Origin of the sequence: Mycetohabitans rhizoxinica HKI 454, assembly GCF_000198775.1 — a bacterium.
Taxonomy (GTDB): domain Bacteria; phylum Pseudomonadota; class Gammaproteobacteria; order Burkholderiales; family Burkholderiaceae; genus Mycetohabitans; species Mycetohabitans rhizoxinica.
In genome coordinates this window covers 775,236-789,014 of record NC_014722.1, presented here as the reverse complement: position 1 = coordinate 789,014, position 13,779 = coordinate 775,236, and the positions used below count along the sequence as shown (strand labels likewise).

General features: G+C 54.0%; 13 protein-coding genes and 1 pseudogene. 5 read left to right on the top strand and 9 right to left on the bottom strand.

Features of this window, described 5'->3' with window-relative positions:
- Nucleotides 1-38: 38 nt before the first annotated feature.
- Complete coding sequence (locus tag RBRH_RS03540) at nt 39-926, top strand: tyrosine-type recombinase/integrase (RefSeq protein ID WP_013434595.1); 888 nt, start codon at nt 39-41, stop codon at nt 924-926.
- A 108-nt stretch (nt 927-1,034) separates the two neighbouring features.
- Here RBRH_RS03540 and lysC read toward each other — a convergent pair whose 3' ends face one another.
- Nucleotides 1,035-1,298 carry an Rz1-like lysis system protein LysC gene (lysC, locus tag RBRH_RS21540; RefSeq protein ID WP_013434593.1) on the bottom strand — a complete coding sequence of 88 codons (264 nt, stop codon included), beginning with the start codon at nt 1,296-1,298 and terminating at the stop codon, nt 1,035-1,037.
- Between the two features lie 156 nt (nt 1,299-1,454).
- On the opposite strand from lysC, the gene RBRH_RS03525 reads away from it, so the two are divergent.
- Nucleotides 1,455-1,862 (top strand): S24 family peptidase, encoded by a 408-nt coding sequence (locus tag RBRH_RS03525; protein ID WP_013434591.1) that lies wholly within the window; start codon nt 1,455-1,457, stop codon nt 1,860-1,862.
- 270 nt (nt 1,863-2,132) lie between these two features.
- Entirely contained in the window at nt 2,133-2,579 is a 447-nt protein-coding gene (locus RBRH_RS03520; RefSeq protein ID WP_013434590.1) for a DUF29 domain-containing protein, read from the top strand.
- A 65-nt stretch (nt 2,580-2,644) separates the two neighbouring features.
- On the opposite strand, the gene RBRH_RS03515 is transcribed toward RBRH_RS03520, so the two are convergent.
- Complete coding sequence (locus RBRH_RS03515) at nt 2,645-3,052, bottom strand: hypothetical protein (protein ID WP_013434589.1); 408 nt, start codon at nt 3,050-3,052, stop codon at nt 2,645-2,647.
- A gap of 437 nt (nt 3,053-3,489) precedes the next feature.
- On the opposite strand from RBRH_RS03515, the gene RBRH_RS18630 reads away from it, so the two are divergent.
- Nucleotides 3,490-3,639 carry a hypothetical protein gene (locus RBRH_RS18630; RefSeq protein ID WP_157864333.1) on the top strand — a complete coding sequence of 50 codons (150 nt, stop codon included), beginning with the start codon at nt 3,490-3,492 and terminating at the stop codon, nt 3,637-3,639.
- A gap of 487 nt (nt 3,640-4,126) precedes the next feature.
- Here the strand turns inward: RBRH_RS18630 and RBRH_RS03505 are convergent, their stop codons facing one another.
- The 3 genes from RBRH_RS03505 to RBRH_RS18625 all read right to left on the bottom strand — a co-directional run bounded on the left by RBRH_RS03505 (nt 4,127) and on the right by RBRH_RS18625 (nt 6,599).
- Nucleotides 4,127-4,966 carry a DUF3037 domain-containing protein gene (locus RBRH_RS03505; RefSeq protein ID WP_041753185.1) on the bottom strand — a complete coding sequence of 280 codons (840 nt, stop codon included), beginning with the start codon at nt 4,964-4,966 and terminating at the stop codon, nt 4,127-4,129.
- A complete protein-coding gene (locus tag RBRH_RS03500) occupies nt 4,966-5,703 on the bottom strand; it encodes a HipA family kinase (protein ID WP_013434584.1) in 738 nt (245 codons plus the stop codon). Before RBRH_RS03500 ends, RBRH_RS03505 begins: the two co-directional genes overlap by 1 nt.
- A 323-nt stretch (nt 5,704-6,026) precedes the next feature.
- Nucleotides 6,027-6,599 (bottom strand): hypothetical protein, encoded by a 573-nt coding sequence (locus RBRH_RS18625; RefSeq protein WP_157864332.1) that lies wholly within the window; start codon nt 6,597-6,599, stop codon nt 6,027-6,029.
- Nucleotides 6,600-7,089: 490 nt separating this feature from the next.
- On the opposite strand from RBRH_RS18625, the pseudogene RBRH_RS16990 reads away from it, so the two are divergent.
- A pseudogene (locus RBRH_RS16990) lies at nt 7,090-8,267 on the top strand (IS3 family transposase).
- Nucleotides 8,268-8,540: 273 nt separating this feature from the next.
- Here the strand turns inward: RBRH_RS16990 and RBRH_RS18620 are convergent.
- The 4 genes from RBRH_RS18620 to RBRH_RS03480 form a co-directional block, all read right to left on the bottom strand.
- Nucleotides 8,541-9,293 carry a hypothetical protein gene (locus tag RBRH_RS18620; protein ID WP_013434579.1) on the bottom strand — a complete coding sequence of 251 codons (753 nt, stop codon included), beginning with the start codon at nt 9,291-9,293 and terminating at the stop codon, nt 8,541-8,543.
- An 811-nt stretch (nt 9,294-10,104) separates the two neighbouring features.
- On the bottom strand, nt 10,105-10,905 hold the full coding sequence (locus RBRH_RS16985; protein ID WP_157864331.1) for a papain-like cysteine protease family protein: 801 nt from the start codon (nt 10,903-10,905) through the stop codon (nt 10,105-10,107).
- Nucleotides 10,906-11,226: 321 nt separating this feature from the next.
- Entirely contained in the window at nt 11,227-12,597 is a 1,371-nt protein-coding gene (locus tag RBRH_RS03485) for an F-box protein (RefSeq protein ID WP_041753184.1), read from the bottom strand.
- 343 nt (nt 12,598-12,940) lie between these two features.
- Entirely contained in the window at nt 12,941-13,705 is a 765-nt protein-coding gene (locus RBRH_RS03480; RefSeq protein WP_041754104.1) for a hypothetical protein, read from the bottom strand.
- Nucleotides 13,706-13,779: the final 74 nt, after the last annotated feature.

Here is a 13,779-nt window from a genome sequence, read left to right as displayed (position 1 = left end):
TTGGGGACACTCCGGGGACACAATAGAAGGCGTTTTGCATGGCGACTATCACTCGTCGCGACGATCGTTCAGCTCGGTACCGCTGGCAAGCCAAGGTCCGTCGAAAGGGATTCCCTTCTCAATCCAAGTCATTCCCGACTAAAGCCGAGGCTGAAGATTGGGCGCGTTCTATTGAAGAAAATATACGTTGGGGGACATTCGTAGACACTTCAATAGCCCGCGAAACCACCTTAGGCGATCTTCTTAAGAAATACGCAATACGCGTGTCCCCGACCAAAAAAAGTGGCGCAGCGGAGGCAAAGCGTATCCACAGCATGCTCAAGTGGCCTTTGTGCAAGTACGCCGTCGCCAACGTGACACCGGACGTACTGGCTGCGTGGCGAGACGAACGGTTGAAAACAGTCAGCGGCAGCACAATCAATCGCGAACTGAATTTACTGTCGCACGTATTCTCGACGGCCATGATCGAGTGGCGCGTCTACCTTCCGGTCAACCCGGTCAGCCGCATCCGCCGCCCGAAGCACAACAGACCGCGGAGTCGCCGCATGGAAAGCGGCGAAGAAGCTTTGTTGCTGCACGCGTGCCCACGTGCCCGCAATAAGTTTCTTTACCCCGCCGTCCTGCTGGCAATCGAGACGGGCATGCGCCGCAGCGAAGTCGTGGGGATACACCGGCCCAATATTGACCTTAACAACCAAACGCTGTGGTTGCCCGACTCTAAAAATGGCGACGGTCGCCCCGTGGCGCTTTCTAGCCGTGCCGTTAAAGTACTCAGTGGCATTGCAACGGAGCGCACTGGCCTGGTATTCCCCGGCCTGAGTACGGAGGCAATCAAATGCACTTACCGTCGAGCGCGCGCTCGTGCCAAGATCGTGGACCTTCGCCTTCATGATCTTCGTCACGAGGTGACAAGCCGGTTCTTTTGAAAAGGGGCTTAATTCGATGGAGGTCGCCAGCATCACCGGACATAAGACGCTCTCCATGCTCCAGCGCTACACGCATCTACGTGCGGCTGACCTTGCCAGGAAGCTCGGCTAGTTTTCCATTTCCCGCTCAGCCCAGGCTCGGAGCGCCGCCTTGTCATCATTACAGCGGTCTAGGGCAGTCTGGTAGTCGAGAATGGATTGCACCATCCCGCCGAGCGTCCGGCAAGTCGGCGGCGTCAGCTCCGGACAATCAGCGAACAGTGACGCCGCTGGCAGGCCGCGATAGGATGCGGGGGCGGTTCGCATACAAGCTGTTAAACACAGAATCAGGAATAGGCATGTCGCGCCAATCAGGGTTTGCGTTGAGCGCATTGTTAATCGCTTTACGGTTGGTTGGCGGCCCGCGCCTGCGTCCGCTTCGAGGCACTGACATATACATAGAAGGCGGCTTGTGACACGGCCAATGATCGCGCAAGCGCGGCCGTCTTCTGGCGTTCGTGGGCGAGCGATGACACGTTACGAAAAGTTTTGGATGAGTTCGTGTATGTCCCCCGCTATGATCTTCAAGAGACAGCGACCGGACTTTGGCCGGACGATGAGAAGGCTAAATTCACAATGGCGTTCCGGCGCTATTGGGTAGAGAACTACCTACACGCCCGCCCTGAGGATTTGAGCGTGCTACGAGTGCACGGGGATTCTATGTACCCTGTGCTGCACGACGGTGACAATATTCTTATCAATCATGCGTTCACGTCGCCGCAGGATGGCATCTACGTTATTCGAGTGGACGGTCAGGTACTTGTGAAGCGGCTGCAACGCTTGCACGGCCCCTTTCTTCGGGTAATCTCTGCGAACCCAGACTACCCGCCGTATGAGGTACCGATAGAAGACGCGAATGATCAGCGGGGGTTCGCTGTCATCGGGCGCGTGGTGTGATTCGGGCGGCAGGTGTAAGGGCCACGTCAGGCCTGCAAAGGACTGCTAAAGCTTACCCCTCCCGGAAGCAGCGAAGCCGCTGTAGGGGCCGTCAACAGCTTTACGTGGGGGCCACATATGATGAACGGGCGCTGATTGAGCAATCTTAGACATAGCATTTGTATCACCGGCCACCATCTAACCCATGGCGTCAGATGACGGCTAATTGATGGCTCTATGATGGATAATTGGTAAGCTTGATAGAAGCCCCCTAACCGAGGGAGATGACTGATGGGAACGAGCTACGATGAAGATGTAATAGCGTGGGCCAACGAGCAAGCTGCACTATTGCGTGCGGGCAAGCTATCCGCCATCGATATAGAACACATCGCGGAGGAAATTGAGGACGTGGGTAAGAGCGAACAACGCGAACTGGCGAACCGGATGGCCATACTGCTCGCACACTTGCTGAAATGGGAGTTCCAATCCAAGCGTCGCGGCGCAAGTTGGGAAGCGAAGATTCATACTCAACGCAACGGCATTGAACGACGTATCCGTAAAACACCTAGCCTTAAAGCGTCGCTTAATGATCCTGACTGGTGGGCCGACGCTTGGGATGACGCCGTCGAGGCGGCGTCTAAAGAAACGGGGCTGTCATACACGACTTTCCCCGAGACCTGCCCGTGGTCGATGGAGCAAACGCTTGACCCGACGTTTTTTCCTGATCGACCACAATAGTCAACACCCTGCTGACAACATGAAGACGTGGTTCAGGTAATAGTGTGAAGTAAGGCCGCCTTCGATCATTGTATGCTATTCAATGCCGCCGCACTGCTTGCAGGCGCAGGTGCTATTGCACTATCCGTAGTTGGACCTGCGCATTTTTTGTCTTCATACAAAGCTGTAAGCCGCTTAATTCGCGCTTGCGCGGCTTTCTGCTCGACTGTAGGAGCGTTCCCTAGATCCATAAAGAACCATGGCACAAGCAGGAACGCACCTGCCACCCCCAAACCCACGTTCTTGGCCGTCTTAACATTACCCTCACTTTGAGTAGAAAGTATTAGCGCCTTCATTTCTTCTATTTCGTTGACGATTGCTCGGCAGCTCTTGCTCTCGTCGCCGATTTGTGCCACTTGTACAGGATTCGCTGTGGTATGAACGCATCCACTTATGATAGAGGCAACAGCTATAAAAATTAATCTCTGATGCATGTAATTAATATTATTATTGATTCACAAGTTTTTTATTATATTTCCCCTTCGAGCGCATAACAAGGAGCGTTGTCAAATGAGCCATGGTAATTGGCGGCTTAATATTCATCGTATCTCAAAGCGGCTTTACATTGAATAGAATCCGACACGGGGTCAGCACGAGTTCAAGGATTACAAATCAAGGCTCCACTATCATGAAGGCTCACTATCGCCCCTGTCTTGTAGGAGCGCTCTGCTCCTTCGGTCTCTGGCGTGCGTCGTTGTCACTGGCACTCGTCGCTTTGCTTCGCTCGCTCCAGGAGCGCGGCACAGATACGCGACTTGCGACAATGTCAGCAAGCCTCCCGATCGAACACCCTCCTCATTCGATTTCTGTCCTCCCCTGAATCGGGTGGTTTGCCACAAATTTGCCACGGTTCACTTGGCGAGGCATTTGCATGGCGACGATTCGGCAAGGAGGACAGTACTGGAAAGCGCAAACTCGGCGACGCGAGTGGCTGTCGCTGTCTCGCAGTTTCGATATCAAGGCCACCGATGAAGCTTGGGCGCGGCGTGCCGAGTCCGAGATGGACCGGGGTATTCATTGACCGATCGGAAACTGAGCGGAATACCTTCGGCGATCTCCTGAAACGGTACGCCGAGGAAATCTCATCACAAAAGAAGGCGAGGCCAGCAAAATCTTGAAAGTACACAAGATCGGGATGGATCCGCTCGCGCAATACAAGTCTCAGCGATCAGCAGCGAGATCATTGCTGTTGATCAGGGCCGCCGGATAGCCAAAGATTCGAGTCTACTGTGAACCGTGAGTCGACACTATAGGGCACGCTCTCAGCGTAGCCCGCAAAGAATGGGAACGCCTCTCGAGACGCCCCTCTATTGATCATCCGTCATCCTCGCGAAAACCTCGTTGCTTACGGCGAAACGCGTGTCGGTCGAAACGGCGGCAAATTCCGGCACGACACGCATCAGGTCGTGCGTGCCTTTGCATCGTGCCTCGACATACATGTATTGACCGATTAAGCCAGACGGTCGCCTATGGCCGGTACGGCCGAGGCGCCGGTACCCATCTGTAGCTCAATCGCGAGCAAAGGCGAGGATGCTACGTTCGTCGCTGTCAGATACCACTGAGATAAAATCCTCGCGTTCCAAATCCTGCTTTACATCAGCGAAGGCAGCTGCGTGCGGCCCAAATTCCTCTATCGGACGCCGGACAGCAAACATAACGTCGCCAATGAGCTTGTCGTCGCGACGCAGCTTCTTGACCTTGCCCAGCCAGTCCCAGCCATGGTCGTACAGCCGTGAGGGGTCGTCATGCGCGAGAAACAGCGGCTTGATCGCACGTATCGCCTGGCCGTGCTCGTTTACCCGTGCGAACGGCAACCTTGCGCGGTAGGCGTCATCGCCGATCAACACCTGCTGTTTGTACAGCGCAGCCAGTTCTGCGGATTTTAGAATGCGCTGCACGTCCTTTTCGACTTCCCGCTCCTGATAGGCCCGGGTCACGAACACACGGCCAACATAGTGATCAAAAAGCTCGAGCAGCTTCTCGGCCGGATCCTCCGCCAAGACCGCCCGTTCCGCATCGGCATACATGATCGCCTGCCGCGGCTTCACCAGTTCGGTGAACGCGAATTTCGCATAGTCCGGACCCGAACCGTGCGATACATTGCAGAACGCATGTTCGATAGACGTGCCGATACGCGTCAGCTCTTGTTGATAGGTTTTCCTCGCACGGCGGAAGATATTCGGGTCAAGTTCGTCAAAGAACGCGGTCACCCGCCGCACGCTATCGAGCATGCGAAAACCAAAGAACCTCGCTGTGGGGCTCATCAGCAGGAGTCCCACGTTCGCGAACTCACCCGTCTCCAGATAAGGCATGAAGCGGACAATGGCGTAACGGCACGCGTGTTTCATTATGGTTTCCAAAAATCCTCGTGGCAATACCTAAGCAGCAGGCTGTATGCCTCGTCAGGCGTGAACCCGAGCGGCACGTCATCACCGACGATAGACCACGAAGCTGGCATTTTATCGCACGCGCACTCGAACTGTTTGAGCGCGTTTAGCATCCTCATCTCGTAAATCTGCCGGGTCACGAAGTCCTCATAGACGCTGCGCCATACCTGGGAGAACGGGTGAAGCTCGAGAAAGGCTGCCCCGTCGAAATAGGGATCGAATGCCTGGTTTTGATCAATCACTAACATTCGACTTGCTCCCGGGTCCCAAAGCAAATTTGGATTGCCGCCTTTCTCGGTCAGCGTCCGGTCCTGGTTCCGAATCCACCAGTCGAACACGATGACGTCCAACTGCAGTTTGGGATCGACATTGCCAAGCAGCGTCCATGACATCTCTAGTGCGTTTGGCACCGCGCAGGACGCAAATACATAGCCTGCGCCAAGTTCGGCGAAATGTGAAGGGCCGATTTGGATCAGTTCGTCGGCCACCTGCGCAATCCGAAACGGTGCAACGGGTAACCCGAACGCTTCGGCCATCGCACTCCCGAGCCACTCGGCGACCAGACTCCGGCGCCCAGCATGAAGCCCCTTTACAAAATATAGCTGATTGTCGTCGCCCCGGCAGATAAATGGCTGGGTGATACCCTGCGTGGCACGCCCCAGCACTTCGACGATCTGCACGACTTCGCGATTGAACATGGACTCCCCGTATATGGCCCGCCACGCTCCGCCACTGCGCAGCGCGAAGGGCGTAGGCCGGAAATGGTAACAGAGCCATTACCGTCGCCGCCCGGAGCGCGAACCGCTAGACATGGACTGACTGATGGCGGTTAGCGGCTCACCCAGGCGTACATCGGCATGCTTTGCAGTATCAAAGATTAGGAGGAACGGCCTTAATTGGAGATAGCCTCACAAGCACAATAATCAACACACTGCTGACAAGAGCATAGTGCGGGCGGCAATTGTAAAAGCTGCCCGCTCGCCGATCTAATTTTAATTAGACGGTCAACCTCCGGTTCTTGCTATTTAATTCCCAAAAATAACAGCGGATGTGACGTATCCACCGCACGAGCGACCATGATTACCCCGTTGTCCCCCCCCCCCGCGATGCCTGATTGCGTCCGGCCAGAGTACGTGCAAGACGGAGACTCGTCAAAATTCAGTGTCAGCGAATACGCGTTTCCGGAAGTACGATGTGCAATTGTTCCTTTCGCCTTGCACGCCCCGCTATCTAACGCTATATACCCGTCAGTTGTAATAGAAACACCAGTAGAATTGCTCGTATTTAACCCTTTGGTCGTGCCCCTGTAAGTGCCCGTTATCGCAGCAAGAGTTGGCATCTTTTCGTAGTCTTCGTCATATGTAGTTGCAAAAGTAACGCTTTCTCTATCCACGTCCGGGCTGACTAATGTACCGTTTAACCAGCCCTTCGGCGCGTATGTTGCAGAAATAATCGTTTTATGCGTTTCTGCGTTGGTCAAATCATAGTCGATAACATCCGAAGAGGACAGCGTACCACCCGAGGCTTTTACAGTACCAATGAGTAGCCTATCTCGCCACGGACTGCCCTCGTTCGCGTAGAATATATCACTCATATATAGAGGCATTAAACTCTCAATAAGCCCCGCTAGCTTTCAAGCCATCTCTATTTAAATAAACATTGTTAATCCAAAAAATTCCAAATGATCAAGGTGGAACTGAAATAGTTACGCTGCAACCTCGACCTCCATTCTTTGGCAAACCATAGCGGTCTGATTTGTTGTTATCTAGTTCAGGTTATTACCCTCCCTAATCCACTACAGCTTTTCTTTAGTCACAAAACTCCATTTTATTCCCCTGTCGAGCACATAACAAGGAGCGTTGTCAAATGCGCCATGGTAATTGGCGGCTTAGTACTCATCGTATCTTAAAGCGGCTTTACATTGAATAGAATCCGACACGAGGTCAGCACGAGTTCAAGGATTACAAATCAAGGCTCCACTATCATGAAGTGGAGCAGTCCCGTGAATCACCGGACACGGCCAGCCACTTAAACTAGCGGATAGGCATAAGACTGTGTTTGTGACTAACACTAGGCAGGAAGTGATGGAAGTGTTGAGGGGCCCGGAGCGGCGACGACGCTAGTCAGCGCCAGCAAAAGCTGATAATGGTGCGGGAGAGCTTCGAGCCAGGGAAATCGGTCTCGATGGTCGCGCGCTAACACGGCATGAATCCGAACCCGCTATTTCACTGGCGCAAACTGTATCAGGACGGGAGCCTGTCGGCGCTCAAGGCTGGCGAGGAAGTCGCACCGGCGTCGGAATTGACCGACGCACTCAAGCAGGTTCGGGAGCTGCAACGACTGCTCGGCAAGAAAAGCCTAGAGAACGAAATTCTGCGCGAGGCAGTGGAATACGGGCGAGCAAAAAAGTGGATTGCGCGCTCACCCTTGCTGCCGCAGGACGATCCGTGAAGCAGGTCTGCGAAGTTCTCGGCGTGACGCGCTCCAATGTGGTGGCGAAACTGTCGCGTCCGGCCTAGTGGCGGGATAGACGATGGCGCTTTGGTCGAGGAAATCCGGCTGGTGGTGACTGAGTTGCCCAGCTATGGCTACCGGCGCGTCTGGGGCATCCTGCGGCGTGAACGCAGTGGCACCGGTCAACGCCAAGCGCGTGTACCGAGTCATGCGTACGCACGCGTTGCTGATACAACGAAGGCCGCAGCCACCTCGAGCGCAACGTCGCCACGATGGCAAGGTCGCAGTCGAACACAGCAACCAACGCTGGTGTTCGGACGGCTTCGAGTTCCGCTGCGACAATGGCGAGGTGCTGCGCATGACGTTCGCACTGGATTGCTGCGACCACGAAGCGATGAGCTGGATGGCGACGACGGCTGGCTATAGCGGCAACATGGCATGATGTGATGCTGGCGGCCGTCGAAAACCGCTTCGACAACGCGCTGCAAGCACCCTCGGAAATCGAGGGGCTGAGCGATAACGGCTGCGGTTATACGGCCGACGAAACGCGCCGCTTCGCCACCGAAATCGCCTGAAGCCGTAGATGACGCCGGTGTGCAGTGCGCAGAGTAACGGCATGGCTGAGAGCTTCGTGAAGACGATGATGCGCGATTACGTGGCTTTCATGCCAAAACCGGATACGGCAACGGCCGTGCCCAATCTCGCCATTGCGTTCGAGCATTACAACGAGAAGCATCCCCATAGCGCGCTGAAATATCGCTCACCACGCGAGTTTCGACGCACCATGGATTCATCAACTGTAGTGTAAGGCCGTGTCCGGGACTACCGGGTCAACTCCAGGAAACTAAAATTTTGGGCAGCCAAGACGTTATCAAGCTTTGCGGGACGGCACCACATTGAAGCACAAACCGCAAAGCATCGACATTGGCCGTACTGGCTTCGTTCTACGGTAACTACGTTCGCTGCAAGCGCGCCATATCCAACGCATTGTATAGCTTTGTGTTAAGCGGCACACGTCGTGATGCCCTAGACGCACGACGGCATCTGCGCCGCAGCTATAGTCATTTGCTTCCGTTGTGGCTTACTTCCCTCCCGTAAACAACAGCGGGTGGGTTCGGTCCGCGCTCGTTGCGAGAGCGTTCAGATGGCCCGTCTCAGCCTCAATGACCACGCTGCCCGTCATCACTTGGCCAGACAGTGAGCAACTCGCAATCTGACCGTATCGAACCGTTATATCGTAGGCGTTGCCAGTTTTCTTAGGCGTAATTCCTCCAGCCGCTCGACAATCGTTAGGACCTGAAATTTCCACCGCGCCTTGCGGTGTTATGCTGACGTTCGCTTGACCTCGTTCCGATTCTCCGACGGCCAGGCCCGAATACACACCTGCCGCATTAGCAAGGGTTGGTGTGTCCTCATAGCGCGGATCATAGGTCACCGAAACCGGCATGATCCGCCCCGTCTCGGAATAAGTAACTTGGCCGCTTAAGGATTGCTTAGCCCGATATGTACCGGAAAGTTGGCCGCGCACTGGTCTTAGACCATTGAAACTATAGCCGATGATGTCCGAAGCGAAAAGGTTACCGTTACTGCCTTCAACCGTTCCTCGTAACGCGTGAAATTCCTTCCCCTCTTTATCAAACGATATTGCATATAAAGACCCGTCATCAAAGATGGCGGTTGACAATATAGAGCCGTCTGGCTCTATATTGGTGTAAAACCCTTGGTAATCCGCTAATGGAGCACTACGGACCATATCGACTTCACCGCTCCCACAACCGTATTGAGTCAGCGCTACGGCTACAGCGACAGATAATGCTTTAATACGTTGAATCAACTAACAACTCCATCCATCTACATTTACCATACTGCCTTTTATCCTATTTCGCACTGCGATCGAATGAAAAGACAAGATAATTCAGTATACCATACTAATCAGTCCATCTGATCAATTGAACCCGTCTTTATGTCAGCGTCGTGCGCAGCTTGCGTCACAGGACTAGATACGCCCATCATCAACTCCCCCACCCGACATGCAAGCGCACGATTACAATCCTTACAGGTCAAGTTGCTGTCATGATGAAGCGCCCCACCCCAAACAGCAATATAGTTCACGCATGCACACGCATCTGCAACGCCCTTATTCGTGTCAGTGTCCCTACGGGTGAACAGCACTCGGTAGCTGGACCGTAACTATAAATTAGCAAAGCAAAACAAAATTTTTTCCCTGCACCCCTGCCTAGACCAAGCATGCGGTAGGCACCTATCGCGGCCTAACTCTCCACTCGTTTTCTGTTTTGTTTGAGGATGCTTCCAAACGAGCGAATGGGGAAATTCGGAGACACTCATGCAGACGCGCGGTTCACGCGTTAGAAGACAATTTTCGGTGCGAACGGCTATGTGTACATACATAGCGATGCCGTAACCGTCCCACAACGCTAGGGACGCTCCGAGGCAAATTTTAAAAGTTTTAGCTCAGCGGTAGAGCGCTGGAAGGCTCGTGTAGCAAGGCGAAGCGAGCCATCCCTCTCGCACGACAAAGGACACTGGTTTGGCTATCTAATATCTTAATAGACTATAAACTGTCCTTAATTTAACAGTATGCGCACTTTGCGTGTCATTTCCTTTCCGCGGTGCTTGTTAGTAAGTCAACGCTTCTTGAAGGCGGTTCCTTGGCTTGGCCCTTCTTCGACGATAGGCATGGAAATATCGTGCATCGCGGCTAATCCTTTATCGCTCGCGATCATTGCATTGGGATCGTCCCAATCTAGAAAACCATTAAACTGCTGCAATGTTTTGGTTCGCTTAGCTCCACTCCATGGATCGTGATAAACAACCGTGTTTTCCGTTGCCCCAATTAACAATATGCAATGACCGAACACATGCCTTGGCCACCGGCCGCCACAGATGATTGGACCAAAACCATTAAGCAGCGAGCATAACTGCGAGCTTTCCCAACCTCCCGTCACCGTCCTATCCTTCGGATGCCGCTCAAATCGGGGTGGCAGCGGAATTGATGAGACCCGGAAGCCATGGCTTTCTAATAAATTTATCAGCTGAGTAGAATTCAAGCCTTCCCATATACGCCGTGGGTTCCTGTTCAAATCAACTGGTTTCTTTCCAAAGAAGCTCAACAGCATTGCTGCGCTTGCGTCGCCACACATATTCACATGCTGCTGGTGATGATATTTGACATCGAAAAAAGCATACTGCCCTTGTAAATTCCAGTCTTCACAAGGATCGGACACCGACTGCTCTTTGCTTGGCTCATTTTTTTTGTCGACAGAGCCAGCCTCCGGCTGAATGGACGCCTTTCGTAATCGCTCAAGCCCTGCTAGTTCGCCATGTACGCGGCCCTTCACATTGTATGGCTTCGATATCAGCACTGAGTTAACCGGCTCTTTATCTTCGAAGCTCAGTAATTTTGCCGTGATCCCGACTAGCCTCATACAAGCGCCTCCTTCGCATGACCTCGCCCTTGCGATACTAATGTGAAGCACGCGGTCACGTGCTCGCATTCCGATGTCAACTATGAAATTACGAAGCACTGCATGCCCAAGCGGACCTGCGCAAGTGAAGGGGCAGGGGCATGCTCCCATACCGTCCCGTCTCACAAAACTTTGATATCCGGCGTGGGCTGGATAAAAAAGAATCGTTGTTCTAGGAAAAGCAACAACCCGAAGATCAGATCGGATTTGAATTACTGCAAAAATCCTACGACACCCGTAATAAATACGGTGAGCTGTGCAGCGCAACCATCCGAATCCGGGTTACGCTCCAGCAAAGGCTTTGCTATACCCCAAACTTTCGAGTATTCGGGTGCGTCCCTGCTCGGAAAATCTGTTGTATTTCATATACGATAGGATCTCGCTGATCGCTAAGTCCCGCTTAGCATTGGACAACTGAGTTAGGACAATACCCCTCCTTTTGAGCACGTCGAAAACTCGATATAGTTGGTCTTCGTCGGCGTTATTGAGCAAGTTCAGCGCTTGCTGCCAAACCTGCCTTGATAGGCTGGCATCCATGAAAAAAGCGCACTCCAACAAGCCAGCTGCCACCTGCGTCCGCTGCGCCAACGGCACGCGTGCAAACCCTCGCTCCAGCACAGCTATTTCATCAGCGTGCCGATGGCTAGGCAACGCAAGCAATCCTGAAAATAAACCGAGGAGTGCAGTGCTCCATGGTTCATCAGGCAATGCCATCGCCACGTTGCGCATTTCCGCGTAGCGCACAGACCGCTCGGATTCTGGCAATGCCGATAAGACCGCCGCTAATGCGCCAATCGGAGCGCCTTGATATGGCATTGACAGTCGCAACGTCCTTTCGCGCAACTCAGCATACAGTTGCGGAACGAGCGTGTTAGCATACCCATACTTATCCAAAAACTGGAACAGTAAATCAGCCAAGACCGGAATCAGCTCTGCCTGCTGTGACTCAGGTAAGTCCGACGTTTTGGCCAAAATAAAATTGTAACCCTCTAAAATCTTGGGTGAAGTCAGTGGAAAAGACAGTAACTGGAGTGCAAGGTCTGGCCAGAGATTTTCCTGATCAGGACTACGATGTGCCAATTTCGCACTTAGATAGTTGAATAACAGAATACGCTCAGGGATCGGAAAATCACCGAGCATTGCCATCAGTGCCCTTTGTGTCTGCGCTCCTTTTTTCGGCATATCATCAGTCGCCTCACACAGCCACTGGAAAGCTTCGACTCGCTCCGCGCGGGGCAGCACCTTGAGACGCTGCTGCAGCATTTCAATGGGTTCTACACGCTGCTCGGGATCCTCGATAAGGCCGCTAAGGTCCCAAATAATAGTTTTGACCGCCGAAAGGCTAACGGCCCTTTCAGCGCGCCGCCAGAATCGCCAAACCGTTCGCCGTTCCTTCATTAAATGGTAAGTTCGACTATCGACTGCTCCAAAGCTGCCAACATCCTGGATCGGCACATGGCTGCCAATTCGCAGGATCACTTCAGGCGGCAAGTCGTTGTACGTAGTCGGCCTGTCAACTGGCGAATTAGCCAAGGCAACGTCTGCCGGCTTGTGTTGTGGCGGCATCGACGCGGCCGAAGGTTTTTGATAAACCTCCAACGCATAGATATAGCTCCGGTAATCATTCAACGTGGCGTTCAGATCCAGGTCCATTGGCAAGCTCGGCAACAAGAGACAAACACGGCGCAGCGCGGCTGCATGACAGGTTAGCTGAAAGCACACGCTACACTCCAGTAGTGCGTCGCACGCATTAGAACTGAGTCGGATAACACTATGCTGACCCGAGCGTCGCGCCTGCAAAAGCGCATGTACCCCACAACGCTATGCGTCGCGCCGATGTTGGCTTTCTGCGACGAAACGGTCCAATAAGACACCGTGCACGTGGCGACGGAGAATTTAAAACCGTTCGAGGGTTTGCGAGCGTGCTAAGTTATCAGACGAAAGGGGCTCAAACGGCATGATCCGCAGTTCCACCCAATTCGTTGGCAGACAGGGATCAGGCAGCGCTGAGCGACGCAAGCGCCCTCTCCAAAGCGCGACTAGCGGCAAAATCCGCGTCATTTTTGAGCACCACGTGCATCACCCGTTGCCGGTTGTGGCCGGCCGCCGCCGGCGAATTCCACAATAGCTGGGCACACGGCTGCTCGGCATGAACCCACCGCCGCCACGCACGGATCGGCGCACCTTCGTTGACCAAGCGCAGCGACAGCTCTCGGCCGTCATACTGGCCAACCTTGCGGCTCTCGACCCACACGACGGTGGTCCGCGTGACGAGATCGATGGACACCGCATAGCGACCGATCGCAAACCGCCGCGCCGCGAAATTCGATCGCCACAGCGGCCGCGGCCGGCAAATCCAAATCACAGCGACATATAGCCAAGGCAATACGGCCAACCAGCCATTGCTGTTTGCCACGGCATGCAGCGTCGCCTTGGGTTCGGCCGCGGCAACGAACGACCCGATTGACCATGCGGCGAACAGAAAACAGACAAGCGCAAAGCAACGCAAAGCCTGCCTCAACCATTGGGGTAGCGGATGAAATGGCCGTTCCACGCGCGCCTGCGCCCCGGGCAGCGCAACCAGCAGGAACAGCAGAATGATGTTCAGGCATGCCCACGGCGACGACGCGACGCCATTCAGCATCGACACGAAGCCCATCTGCGACATCGACTGCACCCAGCGTGCAAGCAACGCCAGGCCGATCGCTCGCAACGCAAAAATCGTCGCGGCACCTGGCACAGTATGGCGGTTCGGTCGCATTGCCCTCGGCAAGTCCCTCGGCAATTTATTCTCCTGTTTGTCGCACAGCCGCCCTGCAGGCCGCCGCAATCGCC

Coding starts and splice junctions, on each gene's coding strand:
- RBRH_RS03500 (WP_013434584.1), bottom strand. CDS start 5,703: ATGTTCAATCGCGAAGTCGTGCAGATCGTCGAAGTGCTGGGGCGTGCC.
- RBRH_RS03480 (WP_041754104.1), bottom strand. CDS start 13,705: ATGCGACCGAACCGCCATACTGTGCCAGGTGCCGCGACGATTTTTGCG.
- lysC (WP_013434593.1), bottom strand. CDS start 1,298: ATGCGCTCAACGCAAACCCTGATTGGCGCGACATGCCTATTCCTGATT.
- RBRH_RS03520 (WP_013434590.1), top strand. CDS start 2,133: ATGGGAACGAGCTACGATGAAGATGTAATAGCGTGGGCCAACGAGCAA.
- RBRH_RS03485 (WP_041753184.1), bottom strand. CDS start 12,597: ATGGACCTGGATCTGAACGCCACGTTGAATGATTACCGGAGCTATATC.
- RBRH_RS03505 (WP_041753185.1), bottom strand. CDS start 4,966: ATGAAACACGCGTGCCGTTACGCCATTGTCCGCTTCATGCCTTATCTG.
- RBRH_RS03515 (WP_013434589.1), bottom strand. CDS start 3,052: ATGCATCAGAGATTAATTTTTATAGCTGTTGCCTCTATCATAAGTGGA.
- RBRH_RS03540 (WP_013434595.1), top strand. CDS start 39: ATGGCGACTATCACTCGTCGCGACGATCGTTCAGCTCGGTACCGCTGG.
- RBRH_RS16985 (WP_157864331.1), bottom strand. CDS start 10,905: ATGAGGCTAGTCGGGATCACGGCAAAATTACTGAGCTTCGAAGATAAA.
- RBRH_RS18630 (WP_157864333.1), top strand. CDS start 3,490: ATGGCGACGATTCGGCAAGGAGGACAGTACTGGAAAGCGCAAACTCGG.
- RBRH_RS18625 (WP_157864332.1), bottom strand. CDS start 6,599: ATGAGTGATATATTCTACGCGAACGAGGGCAGTCCGTGGCGAGATAGG.